Source organism: Nocardia sp. NPDC006044, from assembly GCF_042871115.1.
Classification (GTDB): Bacteria; Actinomycetota; Actinomycetes; order Mycobacteriales; family Mycobacteriaceae; genus Nocardia.
The window spans coordinates 1,686,612-1,698,847 of record NZ_JBIAID010000001.1 but is presented as its reverse complement, the minus strand read 5'-3'; the positions used below and the strand labels follow the sequence as shown (position 1 = coordinate 1,698,847).

The following is a 12,236-nucleotide window of genomic DNA, read 5'->3' as shown; positions in this document are numbered from 1 at the left end:
ACGCTATGACCATCGGTGAACGAGTTTCCTGGTATCGCCGACGCCGCGGCATGTCCCAGAGAGTCCTTGCCGATCTTGTTGGGCGAACCGAAGACTGGCTGAACAAGATCGAAAACAATCGAATTCAACTCGATCGAATTTCGGTGATTCAGAATCTTGCGACACAACTCGATATCACTTTGGGCGATTTATTAGCGGAACCGAGCTTGGTCGACTCGTCACAGGCTTCCGGTAAACATACTGTTCCCGCATTGCGCGAAACTCTTCTAAGCTACAACCATCTAATGCCATTTGCTCAAAGAGAAATTCTTGCAACGCAGCCGATAGCACAGCTCGAAGGACGTTTACGAGCCGTATGGGATGCATATCAGTCAACGCGGTTCGCTTATGTAAGCGCCTCGTTGCCAACTTTGATTGCGGACCTCGATATCGCATCACGCAATCTGGCATCGCTCGACGCCGAACGCGCAACCCTGCTGCTTGCGAGCGCCTATCATGCGGCCGCCACCGTCTTGACTAAAGTCGGAGAGGTAGATCTCGCTTGGGTAGCGGCGCAACGAGGTTTCGATATCGTTCAGCAAGTAAACGAACCTATGACATGGTTATCGCTCGCTAGATCCATAGCGCATGTAACAATGTCCACTGGCCGACACAAGGAAGCAGCGGTCCTGGTTGGGCAACTAGCATCACATGCTGGTCCCGTTACAAATAGCGCCTCACCCGAGTACTTGTCGATCTACGGCACACTGTTTCTTACGGGTGCGATGGCCGCCGCCCGTACTGACGATCGCAGTCTGACTAATGAATACCTGGATGAATCAGCAGCAGTCGCCGCGCGACTAGGTCGCGATGCGAATTACGCATGGACAGCATTCGGCCCAACCAATGTCGAAATACATCGAGTATCGACTGCAATGGAACTCGGCGATGTCGAGACGGCTCTTCGAATCGGACCGCAAATAGACGCCTCCCCGCTGCCAACTGAACGGCAGATCCGGCACTCTGTCGAAATGGCGCGCGCAAATAACGCACGGGGCCGGAAGGAGCAGGCGCTCAGTATCCTGCTGTCGGCGGAAGCCAGGGCGCCGGAACAGGTCCGACACCTCAGCCTGTGCAGAGATCTGGTGGTCCAGTGGGTTCGAGTTGGCAAGACCCAACCTTCCTCGACCCTCGCCGAACTTGCTTTGCGTATGAACCTGCTCTGAGCCCCCTACGATGGGTCGCATGAGCATCGTTGAACCTCCCCCGATGGCCACACCCCGAGTCGCCGCCGGCGCAGTCGTCCTTCGAGGAAGCGCGGTACTCATGGTGCGCCCCACCTACAAGGAGTACTGGGATATCCCTGGCGGCTACGTCGAGCCGGGCGAATCTCCAAAGGCAGCTTGCCAGCGAGAGATTCACGAAGAGCTTGGCCTAACTGTCGACAATCTCGAACTTGCGGCCATAGACTGGGCGCCGAACGAGAAGGAAGGCGACAAACTTCTATTTCTGTTTGCCGCTCCGGATTTGAATGGCATTGAGGTTGACGGTCTTAATTTTCCAGACCAGGAGCTGGACAAAGCTCAGTACATAGAGCTGTCCGAACTCGGCCGGTACACCGTTCCACGCCTAGCTCGACGACTCAGCGAAACAACGAACGCCTTACTAGCAGGCCGTGTTCCACTCTACCTTGAGCATGGCGACGACCCGAATACCGGTCACACGCACAACAGCAACGACAACCGTGGCTGATTGAGTTTTACCGGCTGACGCTTGCGACCCGTCGGGCTGCTGAGCGGACCGCGTAACTCGCCGCGATCCCAGCCGCATAGCAAATTCCGGCGACGCAGGCGACGAAGATAACCAGATGCCGCGAGGCCCAGTGCGATTGCTTCGTCGCTACCTGCCGCGGCGTGCTGGACCTCATTGCAGCTTGATCACTGGTTTGAACCCTACTTCGCTTAATAGGTGACTGCGGCCAACGCCACGGTGATCAACAGTAGACCGATGGCGACTAGCAGTAGTCGTGTCGCCCATCGGAGTCTCTTGTAGCGGTACCGGTGCAGACCCGACGCCCTCCACAATTCAACAAGCGCGCCCCGGAGTTGTTGCTCCGGGGATTGCTCTGTCATCGCTTGTCGGAACTCATCGAAGGTGGGCCAACGGTCACTGATACCGGCGTAGTTGTAGATAGCCGCCGCCGCGTCGCGAGGGCCATAGATCCGGTGGTCGACGCGGAATAGCGTAATCAGCGCCGTGGCCGCACAAGTGACCGATGCAGCGACCACGACGAGCGCACTGTACGCGGAAATCAGCACCGCCAGGTTGAGCCGCTGCGCGCTTTTCAGGGACAGTGCCAATGCGGTGCCAGCGACCACCAGTGCATTGGTACTCAGTACTGCCCCTGCACGCGCGGTGACGGCGCCTCGAAGCTGATCTTCGCGCGCAAGATGCCAACGAATCGTCTCCAGTGTGTGCCCTCGTGCCCTGCCCGCAGGCCCTCCCTCTATCACCACTTGATTGTCACTGGATGTGGTTCTAAGGAGGGGTGAATCGTCCGTCGGGTACCACTGATCTCGCCAGTCTGTGGCGTTCTGCGCTGGCCAGTCCTCGAGACTCATGACCTCCGCGACGCGTGGTGACACACCAATCTCATGAGACAGCACGCTCAGTGCGTCACGATGCCCAGATGAGTCTCGGTTCGCGAGGCAGCAGCGATCAATTCCGGTGCCGCCTCATTGAGGGACAACGTCACGACATGTTCTATTCCATACCGTGCATTCACTTCGTTGATGCGGTCTTGAACACCCGTTTGTTGGCCATCAGGAGTCGTGGTCATGTCGGCCCACCACAGCGCATCGCGAAGGGGCGTCTGTTCGTCCTGCCAATCCAGTTCGAGACCACGACGGCGTGCCTCGACGCAAGCACAGGAGTGGTTTGCCACCAGAGCGCACAACCGGTTGTCGACGCCCTGAGCCTCCAAGAATCGCGCGCCGTCGACCGGATGAAATCCTATTTGGACTAGGTCGGGCGCGTAGCCGACGTCATGGAGCCACGCGGCGGCAACGAGCAGGTCACCATCGTCAACGAGGTCAGCAGCGCGAGCAGCCTGCCGCGCGACACCTGCAACATGCGTCCATCGTCGCGGCAGCGACGATTCGAGCTTGGTACGAGCCAGCTCGGCCGCCCAGGTCACAAGATGGTCAGCCATGCCTTCAAGTCTAGGGACGGATTACGCACTGTTGCTGCTACGGGTGGTTATCCGACTGATTCGGTTGACCGGATGACCGCGACGACGCGGCACCTGCTGGATAGGTCGCACACTACGGCGCCTACTCACTCGATTGATTGGCTCTGGCGTCGGAGACGACGGTGGCGTGACGAAGGACGAAAGACCTTGGGCAATAGCCTCATCGCTATTAGCAGCGGCGTGCTGGTACCGCATCGCCGCTTGGTGGGTCGAGTGACCGAGCCGTTCCATCAGGCCCGCGAGTGTCGCACCCGTCGCCGCGGCCAATGTGGCTCCTGTGTGGCGCAAGTCGTGCAACGTGAGGTCAGTTTTGCCGACCTTGTCGTTTTCGTCTTCGTACTGCCAACGTCCCGCCGCCTGACAAGCTCGATACCAATGGCGGTAGAACGTCGACGGCGCGAGATGTCCCCCACCTGCTGCCGGAAAAAGCAGCGCATCCATACCGGGTTCGACATGGTCGCGAAGATGGTCTTCGAGAGCCGGGACAAGGTGCGGCGGCAACGTAACCGGTCGCTCGCCGGCTTCGGTCTTCGGCTTCTTCACCTTCCGGCGGGCAACACCCTTCGTCTTACTCTTCAGCCTGACGACTCCGTGGTTAATCCAAACCTTGCGGCGCACCAGATCGACGTTCTTTCGCCTGAGTTCAGTCAGCTCGCCGAAACGGAGTGCACACCACGCGGCGAGGAGCACCATCGCTTGAAATCGGTCAGGCATCGTCAACGTCAGAACCTCAAGTTCCGCGAGATCCGCTGGCCGAACCTTATGAGCTGCTTTGACCGAGGTCGCACCGCGAATCCGGCACGGGTTCGTCGTCAGCCCGGTCTTCCTCTTGTCATCGACTGCCGAGTTGAAGATGGTCGACGCCAGGCTGTACACGCGCGCACGGAGCGTCGGAGTGTCCGGGTTCAGCTTCTTGTACCACTTGTCGATGAGTTCGCGATCCTCGAACAGCTTCATCGGCACGTCACCGAGCGTCGGCAGGATGTGTTTGTCGAGCCAGTCTTGGTAATCCTCGCGCGTTCGGTCTGCGAGCTCCCGGTGTCGCATCCAGCCTTCCGCGTACTGCCGGAACGTCATTGGCTTCGCCCGCATTTCACCATCCGGGCTCGGAGGTGACCACAGGTTACGGTCGATTTCGCGACGCCGATCCGTCAACCACGCCTCAGCGTCAATCTTTGCTGCGAACGTCGATGGCGCCTTGTACTGGATACCGTCCGGACCGAGATACGACGCTCCCCAGCGCTTGGATCGCCATTGCCGAATAGTGCCGAAACCTCGCTTGGTTCCCTTGCTGTTTCCCATGTCCACCCCCTCCTGTCCTGCACTAGATTTGCACCAGATCAGAGTACAAACCTGTCCATCTGTGTCCATACCTGTCACGAACAAATTCGTCATTACAGCAGGTAAGAGGCAGGAAATTGCCGGTCAGCACTCACTGCCAGAATAGCAGCGATACTGGTTCAATCCCAGTATCGCGCACCATCGTAGTACCAGATCAACCCCGGTTTTCACCGAGGCTGATCTGCGTTTGGACCCAGTAGGCGACCTACGGGCGAACTAGGTGGCCCGCACGGACCACCCGAGCTCGGCATGAGAGCTAGCGCCATCACCGCCGGAGACGCGCTCGTCCTGCGACCACTGCAGGTCCAGAGGCGCCCCTGGGATTCATGAATGTGGAACGTAGCATCGTCACCGTCACGATCAGACGAACTCGGGATGTTCGTCCGAGCCGATCGCTACCGTTGACACGTGGGGAACGTTCTTGCCAGACAATGGCAGCGAGCTCGACAGGCGGCGGCGACCTTTTCGGACGTGCCGCGCCGGATCTCGGCGCTGGAAGCAACGGTCTCCTCGACGGCGCAACGCGTTTCGACTCGACCCACGGTGTCCTCGTACACGTGGGGCGGGCGCAGATCGCCACTGGCCTTCATGATCTTTCATACCTTTTTTCTCGTACGACTGCTCTCGCCGCTGCAGTGGCTGAAGTTCCGAGTGCGACAGCGAGTGCGGGCAAACCCGCCGACCACCAACATGCGGCCGGATTTCCCGGCTGCCTACACGGAGTGGTACTTCCTCGGAGTGCTGGCGCTCGCGCTGTCTGCATACCTCGTTCGACACAACACAACGCTGCGACTGCCCGGCCCTGTCGCCGACGTCTTGCGGGTACTGGGCTGGATTCTCTTGATCGAGTGCGTCGTTTGGATGCTGTACTACTTGATGCTTCGGGCATTCGTCGAGCGGTACTACACGATCTTCCACCCGGCGGAGTACATGCTGATGTTTCCGTTGACGCTGGTCATCCAGACACTCTTGCTGAGCGATGTCACGGGCTATGGGGTCATCTACATCCTGCAAACCTTCACCGGGAGCCCGGCGGTCGGCGGCGTCTTCGGGACTACGCTGGCGGTGTTCCGCTACCTCTATCTGGGAGCTGCAATCACCGTGGTCCTCAGTTCGCACCCCGGCATCGCTACCCGACCGGCACAGAATATCTCCGTCATCGGCGCGGGCGACGTGACCGTCAACCGGATCCTCCCTGCATTGAAGACCCTCGGCTATGCTCGCGACGAGATCCTGATCGCCTCGCTCGACGACCCAGAGACCGCCGCGGCACGAAGGGCGATCGGCAAGGACGCCCGACTTCAGATCACCGAGCCGGACAAGGTGCTGGAGACCGCGCTGCGCGAGCACGCGCCGACTGTCATCGCCTCCCCCACGTTCGCGCACTTCACTCAGCTGGTCACGCTTGCGACCGCCGGCATACCCTTCGCCGTGGAAAAGCCCATCACCGCCCAGCGGTCGGAACGCGAAATTCTCCGGGCACAAGGCGATTCGATCATGGCGTGTGGTTTCGCGTTGAGCTACTACAGTCTGGAGAAGGGCCTTCCACTCACCTATTTGATGGATCCGCTGCCGAGCTACCTGCCGTTCCTCGCCGCGAGCGAGCCGGGACTCCTCGGCGGCCAGGCCCTGCATTCCCTGCGCGAAGAACTCGGACCGGTTCGGTCGGTACGGGTGGAACTGCTCGAAGGAGCCTCGCGATCGCCCTCGGGATTCGGTCGTTTATGGACCGAGGTGCCCGGCACGCTCCACACATTCATCGAGACCACCATCCACCCATTGCTGATGATGCGTCACATCATCGGGCCGGGCTCGATCGTGTGGCAGCAGTGTGCGCTGGGACGCTACGCCCCGCGCGCCCAGCAGGTGGCAGCCGAATACGGGCAACTGATCGCACCGACCTGGATCGAAGCGACCGGCACCCACGGCAGCATCGATCTGTCATTCTTGGTGGCCAAGCACCTTCCCGATGACCGAGCGCATCGAGCCGCGCTGATCGAGTACGCGGGAGGCAAGGTCACCTGCGACTTCGACAGCCGCCGAGCCGAATTCAGAGACACTGCCGGCAACGACCGCGGCTGGATCGCTATCGACAACGACCGATTCGGCGGCCGCTATCGGCAGAATTACGCCGTCCAGATGGAAATGTTCATGAATTTCGCGATCAACGGCTGGGGTGCGGTGCGTTTCGACGACTTCGTCCGTCAGCTCGATGCGCTCGATGCCTGGGATGATTTGTGCGATGCGGTGACCCGCAACAACATTCGGGTATCGGACTATGACGCATCCACCATCGGGTCGAGACAGCCGCAACTCCACCCGGTGAACTGATCGAGGAGACAGGGTGATGGGGACGCCTGAGGTAGATGCTCGGCCGCGGTGGCGGTCGACCGGGGACTCCAAGTTTCCGGTGGCCGCGCTGGTGGAAGGGCGGTGGTGGGTGTTGCGGATGAATTGTTTTCCGGATCATGGGTTGTGGACGTTGTTCATCGATGGGGTGGTTCGGTTCGATATCGATGATCTGCCGGTGGGGTGGGGGCGGCCGCTGGAGGAGTCGGGGCCGGTGCTGGAATCCGGTGTTGCTCAGCGGGTTTTGGGGGCCGTTGCCAGGCTGAGGGCGTATGGGAGTGAGGTGGGGCGGCCCTGTGATGATCCGTTTTGTTGCGGGTGACGGGGTCAGACGTCGAGGAAGCGGACGTCCTTGGCGTTGTGGGTGATGAAGGTGCGGCGGGCTTCTACGTCTTCGCCCATGAGGATGCTGAAGAGTTCGTCGGCCGCGGCGGCGTCGTCGAGGGTTACCTGGCGGAGGACGCGGACGGAGGGGTCCATGGTGGTTTCCCAGAGCTCTTTGGGGTTCATTTCGCCGAGTCCTTTGTAGCGCTGGACGCCGTCGTCGCGGTTGATCTTCTTGCCTGCGGCCAGGCCGTCGGCGAGGAGGGTGTCGCGGTGGCGGTCGGAGTAGGCGAAGTCGGGGTCGCTGCGCTGCCATTTGAGTTTGTAGAGGGGCGGCTGGGCCAGGTAGACGTGCCCGTTCTCGATGAGGGGGCGCATGAATCGGAACAGCAGGGTCAGCAGCAGGGTGGCGATGTGCTGGCCGTCGACGTCGGCGTCGGCCATCAGGACGATCTTGTGGTAGCGGAGCCTGGTGATATCGAACTCGTCGTGGATGCCGGTGCCGAAGGCGGTGATGATCGCCTGGACCTCGGCGTTTTTCAAAACCCGGTCTATGCGGGCCTTTTCGACGTTGATGATCTTTCCGCGCAGCGGCAGGATCGCCTGGAACATGGAGTCGCGGCCGGATTTGGCGGAGCCGCCGGCGGAATCGCCCTCGACGATGTAGATCTCGGACTTGCGTGGGTCTTTGGACCGGCAGTCGGCGAGCTTGCCGGGCAGGCCGCCGAGATCGTTGACGCTCTTGCGGCGGACGAGCTCACGCGCCTTGCGGGCCGCGGTGCGCGCCTGAGCGGACGAGACCGCCTTGGTGACAATGGTTTTGGCGTCGGCGGGATTGGCTTCGAACCAGTGGGCCAGATGCTCGTTGCAGGCTCGCTGAACGAATGACCGGACCTCGGTGTTGCCGAGTTTGATTTTGGTCTGGGCCTCGAACTGCGGTTCGGCGAGGCGCACGCTGACGATGGCGGTGAGGCCCTCGCGGATGTCGTCACCGGTGAGGTTGCCGTCCTTGTCCTTCAGCAGTTTCTTGTCCTTGGCGTATCTGTTGACCACCGAGGTCAAGGCCGCGCGAAAGCCCTCCTCGTGGGTGCCGCCGTCGTGGGTGTTGATGGTGTTGGCGAAGCTGTGCACCGACTCGGCGTAGCCCGAGTTCCACTGCATGGCGACCTCGAGGTCATGGCCGGGACCGGCGCCGGTGAACGAGACGATCGAGTTGTGGATCGGCTGTTTGGTCCGATTGAGGTGGCGCACAAAGTCTTCCAGGCCACCGGGGTAGTGGAAGGTGCGAGTCCGGTCTTCGGCGGCATCCGGCGCCTCGACCCGCTCGTCGGTCAGGACGATGGTCAGTCCCCTGTTCAGGAACGCCATCTCCTGCATGCGCCGGGCGACGGTCTCCAGGTTGAACGTGGTCGTCTCGAAGATGTCCGGGTCCGGCCAGAACCGCGTGGTGTTGCCGGTTCGCTTCGTCGGCGCACCACGCACCAGCTCCTCGGGCTTGGCGCGCAGGTAGTTCTGGGTCCAGTGGTAGCCGTCGCGGTCGATTTCCAGTTCGATCCGGGTCGACAGGGCGTTCACCACCGACAGCCCGACGCCGTGCAGCCCGCCGGCCACCGCGTAGGTCGCCGAATCGAACTTGCCGCCGGCATGCAGCCGGGTCATCACGACTTCGACGGTCGGTATCCCGATCTCGTGCATGGCGACCGGGATGCCGCGGCCGTCGTCGGCCACTTCGACGCCGCCGTCGGCGAGCAGGGTGACGTCGATCCGGGTGGCGTAACCGGCCATCGCCTCGTCGACGGAGTTGTCCACGATCTCCCGGATCAGGTGGTGCAGGCCGCGTTCGTTGGTGGAGCCGATGTACATGCTCGGACGCATGCGGACCGCTTCGAGCCCCTCGAGGACCGTCACCGACCCGGCGTCGTAGACCGGCTCGTCCGGCTTCTGCCTCGAACCGGTCGAGGTGGAGTTTTTGGTAGCCACTGGTCGGTAGACCTCCCCGCTTGTCGATCTCCGACGCAGCGGCGAGCGCACACAGAAGGCCCAGGGATGGTGTTGCCGAGAAGTACGGGTCCTCGCGCGTGCTACGCGCCACGCGCCGAAGGGTTCGCCGCTAGTTACATTTCCATCATAGCCATAAGCCGTCTTAGAATGTCCATTCGACACGGCTAGAGTTGCCATAGATCCATCAGAACCGACCAAGTCGATCCCCCCTACGCGCTAATCACTATCAGACGCTCCACGAGCGCGCTAGACATCAATAGAAAGAAATCCGTCGATCTGGCGAGAATGACGCTCTATGACGTGTCCACTACCCAACGGCCCGCACGGGAACACAGCCCGGACACCGGCGAGCCGCCCACGCCCGACGGAACCAGCACGCGCACGTCCTCCAGGGACAGGAGACAGCCGCACTCCCTATCGGGATCCGCCGCGCTACCGGGCCCTGAAGAGACTGCGTATCCGAAAGGGAGTGCGCGCGATGACGCCGAGGCGGCGAACGATTCCGCGCAGCAGAACGCCCCCCTGCCGACGTAGGTCGAAGGCAAGGGGGCGAATCAGGCCGAGGTTCGGGGCTAGATCATGGCGGCCGGAGTGGCAGAAACCAGCCCTCCATCGATGAGCAGGTCTTGTCCGTTGATGTACGCACCCTCGTCCGAGGCGAGGAACGCGACCGCGGCAGCGACCTCCTCGGACGTACCGATCCGCCCCGCGGCCACGGTGGCGACCGCGGCCGCCTGGATCTCCGCCGAGGCCTCCGCCTCGAACGCCGGAGTCGCGGTGTACCCCGGGCTCACCGAGTTGACCCGAATTCGCCTGGGCGCCAGCTCGGCCGCCAACGTGCGCGCCAGATTCTGCACGGCCGCCTTGCTCGCGGAGTAGAGCGCCGCACCGGGGCTCCCCCGATGCAGCGCGAACGACGCGTTGATCACGATCGCCCCCTGCTCGGCCAGCAGCGGCAATGTCTTCTGAATCGTGAAGAACGCCGCCTTGAAGTTGATGTCGATCACCCGGTAGAACTCGTCCTCGGTCACCTCGTCGAGCTGCTGGAACGCGCCGACACCCGCGTTGGCGAACACCACGTCCAGCCGGCCGAACCGCTCCTTGATCGCCGTCGCCAGCGCGTCGAGATCCGCGAGCTTCGCGGCGTCCCCGGCCACGGCGAGCACTCGGTCCCCGCCGTCCAATTCCTCGACCGCGGCATCGAGGCGGGCCTTGTCCCGCCCCGTGATGACCACCCGTCCCCCCTCGGCGAGCAGGCGACGCGCGGTGGCCAAGCCCATCCCGCTGGTGCCGCCGGTGATGAGGGCGATCTTGTCGTCGAATCGGGAACTGCTAGCACGCATCTGGGGCGACCTTTCAAGACAGTTGAACTGTTCAAAGACTTACGTACAGTTCGACTGTTTGTCAACAGTCGCGCTATTCTGGTCGCTGTGATGACGGCACACCCCGAGCGGGCGCAGATCCAGCTGGCGAACGTGCTCGCCGCGGTGGGAAACCCGCTGCGGCTGTGCATCGTTCGCGTCCTGGCCGACGGGTGTGAGCACACCTGCGGCTCGATCGTGGACGGCGTGCCCAAGTCGAACCTGACCCACCACTACCGCGTGCTGCGCGACGCCGGGATCATCTGGCAGCGTGTCTCCGGCCGCGAGACACTCCAATCGCTGCGCCGCGAGGACCTCGACGCCCGGTTCCCCGGCTTGCTCGACTCCCTGATCGCCGCGGCCCGCAGCGAAGCCGGGGAACCGGTCCCCGCCAAAGCCTGAACAAACCCGGAAAAAGCGGTAATCACGTGAATATCGCACCGGCGCAGCTGATTTCATATTTGCACTTGGAATTATTCACTTACACTCACCGGTGTGACCATCCCCACAGAGCTGATCGGTAGCATTCCCCGTCCCCCAGAGCTGCAAGCCGCGATGGCGGCCCACGGCGCAGGCGAGATCGATGACGCCGCGTTCGCCGAGGTGCAGCAACAGGCTGTCAGTGACACCATTCGCCGGTTAGAGGAGACCGGGTCGCCGGTCGTCACTGACGGCGAGCAGAGCAAACCCAGTTTTGTCACGTATCCGATCGCCGGGTCGAGTCAGCTGGCACCCGCCGGCGCGGTGATCCCGTTCGCCGACGGACATCAGCGGCAGTTACCGGTGCTGACCGGCGGGCCGTTCCGGTATCAAGCACACGCGGTCGATTACCTGCGGGCGGCGCAGGCGCTGGCGACCGTGCCGGTGAAGCAGGCGGTGATCGCGCCGTCGGCGATGAGCCTGCTGTACCCGAGCGAGCCCATCGACGGCTATCCGCGCGAAGCCTTCCTCGCGGATCTGATCAACGAGGCCGAGGCCGACATTCGCAGTTGTCTGGACGCGGGCGCGCAGAGCGTGCAGCTCGACTTCACCGAGGGCAGGTTGTCGCTGAAGCTCGATCCGAGCGGCGGCGTGCTCGACCAGTTCATCGAGCTGAACAACCAGGTGCTGGAACGTTTCTCGGCCGAGGAGCGGGCCAAGATCGGGGTGCACACCTGCCCCGGCGGGGATCAGGACTCCACGCACAGCCTCGATGTCGACTACACCGGGCTGCTGCCGAAGATGTTGCAGCTGAAGGCGGGCAACTTCTACGTCCAGCTGGCCAGCGAGCCGGACCCGGAGAAGGTGCTCGCGGTCATCGCCGAGTACCTGCCCACGGACGCGCGCGTCTTCGTCGGCGTCATCGACCCGATCGATCCGCGGGTCGAGACGCCGGAAGAGGTGCGCGATCGGGTGCTGGCCGCGGCCAGGCACCTGCCGGTCGACCGGCTGGGCACCTGCGACGACTGCGGGTTCTCCCCGTTCGCCGACGACACGTCGACCTCGCGGGAGACCGCGTTCGCCAAGATCAAGGCGCGACTCGAAGGCACCAGGCTGGCCGCCGAGCAGTTGGGCGTCTGACCCGGGCGACCCCCTGGACGCGGTCGGTGCGGCGGAAATGTCGGTGGTCGGCATTAGGCTGAGCCGCACAG

General features: G+C 62.5%; 10 protein-coding genes. 5 read left to right on the top strand and 5 right to left on the bottom strand.

Annotation, left to right across the window (positions count from 1 at the left end):
* Positions 1-5: 5 nt before the first annotated feature.
* Both ACFYO1_RS08035 and ACFYO1_RS08030 read left to right on the top strand, forming a co-directional pair.
* On the top strand, positions 6-1,205 hold the full coding sequence (locus ACFYO1_RS08035; protein WP_387228285.1) for a helix-turn-helix domain-containing protein: 1,200 nt from the start codon (positions 6-8) through the stop codon (positions 1,203-1,205).
* A 19-nt stretch (positions 1,206-1,224) separates the two neighbouring features.
* Positions 1,225-1,731, top strand: coding sequence for an NUDIX domain-containing protein (locus ACFYO1_RS08030; RefSeq protein ID WP_387228284.1), 507 nt, complete (start codon positions 1,225-1,227; stop codon positions 1,729-1,731).
* Positions 1,732-1,940: 209 nt separating this feature from the next.
* Here ACFYO1_RS08030 and ACFYO1_RS08025 read toward each other — a convergent pair whose 3' ends face one another.
* From ACFYO1_RS08025 to ACFYO1_RS08015, 3 genes are all read right to left on the bottom strand, one after another.
* Positions 1,941-2,357: a hypothetical protein gene (locus tag ACFYO1_RS08025; RefSeq protein ID WP_387228283.1), complete on the bottom strand. Its 417-nt coding sequence runs from the start codon at positions 2,355-2,357 to the stop codon at positions 1,941-1,943.
* Between the two features lie 290 nt (positions 2,358-2,647).
* Entirely contained in the window at positions 2,648-3,190 is a 543-nt protein-coding gene (locus ACFYO1_RS08020) for an HD domain-containing protein (RefSeq protein ID WP_387228282.1), read from the bottom strand.
* Positions 3,191-3,211: 21 nt separating this feature from the next.
* Positions 3,212-4,531, bottom strand: a complete 1,320-nt coding sequence (locus tag ACFYO1_RS08015; protein ID WP_387228281.1) for a tyrosine-type recombinase/integrase — start codon at positions 4,529-4,531, stop codon at positions 3,212-3,214.
* A 447-nt stretch (positions 4,532-4,978) separates the two neighbouring features.
* Between ACFYO1_RS08015 and ACFYO1_RS08010 the strand changes: the two genes are divergently transcribed.
* The gene (locus ACFYO1_RS08010) at positions 4,979-6,901 is read left to right on the top strand and encodes a hypothetical protein (protein ID WP_387228279.1); all 1,923 of its coding nucleotides are present in this window, start codon (positions 4,979-4,981) and stop codon (positions 6,899-6,901) included.
* Positions 6,902-7,246: 345 nt separating this feature from the next.
* Here the strand turns inward: ACFYO1_RS08010 and gyrB are convergent, their stop codons facing one another.
* Entirely contained in the window at positions 7,247-9,223 is a 1,977-nt protein-coding gene (gyrB, locus tag ACFYO1_RS08005) for a DNA topoisomerase (ATP-hydrolyzing) subunit B (RefSeq protein ID WP_387228277.1), read from the bottom strand.
* A 593-nt stretch (positions 9,224-9,816) separates the two neighbouring features.
* Positions 9,817-10,587 carry a glucose 1-dehydrogenase gene (locus ACFYO1_RS08000; protein ID WP_387228276.1) on the bottom strand — a complete coding sequence of 257 codons (771 nt, stop codon included), beginning with the start codon at positions 10,585-10,587 and terminating at the stop codon, positions 9,817-9,819.
* Positions 10,588-10,677: 90 nt separating this feature from the next.
* Here ACFYO1_RS08000 and ACFYO1_RS07995 point away from each other — a divergent pair, with 90 nt between their 5' ends.
* On the top strand, positions 10,678-11,007 hold the full coding sequence (locus tag ACFYO1_RS07995) for an ArsR/SmtB family transcription factor (RefSeq protein WP_387231774.1): 330 nt from the start codon (positions 10,678-10,680) through the stop codon (positions 11,005-11,007).
* A gap of 93 nt (positions 11,008-11,100) precedes the next feature.
* A complete protein-coding gene (locus ACFYO1_RS07990) occupies positions 11,101-12,165 on the top strand; it encodes a cobalamin-independent methionine synthase II family protein (protein WP_387228274.1) in 1,065 nt (354 codons plus the stop codon).
* Positions 12,166-12,236: the final 71 nt, after the last annotated feature.

Bases quoted from the DNA above. Each gene is read 5' to 3' on its own strand.
- ACFYO1_RS08035 (WP_387228285.1), top strand. From the start codon at position 6: ATGACCATCGGTGAACGAGTTTCCTGGTATCGCCGACGCCGCGGCATG.
- ACFYO1_RS08030 (WP_387228284.1), top strand. From the start codon at position 1,225: ATGAGCATCGTTGAACCTCCCCCGATGGCCACACCCCGAGTCGCCGCC.
- ACFYO1_RS08020 (WP_387228282.1), bottom strand. From the start codon at position 3,190: ATGGCTGACCATCTTGTGACCTGGGCGGCCGAGCTGGCTCGTACCAAG.
- ACFYO1_RS08015 (WP_387228281.1), bottom strand. From the start codon at position 4,531: ATGGGAAACAGCAAGGGAACCAAGCGAGGTTTCGGCACTATTCGGCAA.
- ACFYO1_RS08000 (WP_387228276.1), bottom strand. From the start codon at position 10,587: ATGCGTGCTAGCAGTTCCCGATTCGACGACAAGATCGCCCTCATCACC.
- ACFYO1_RS07995 (WP_387231774.1), top strand. From the start codon at position 10,678: ATGACGGCACACCCCGAGCGGGCGCAGATCCAGCTGGCGAACGTGCTC.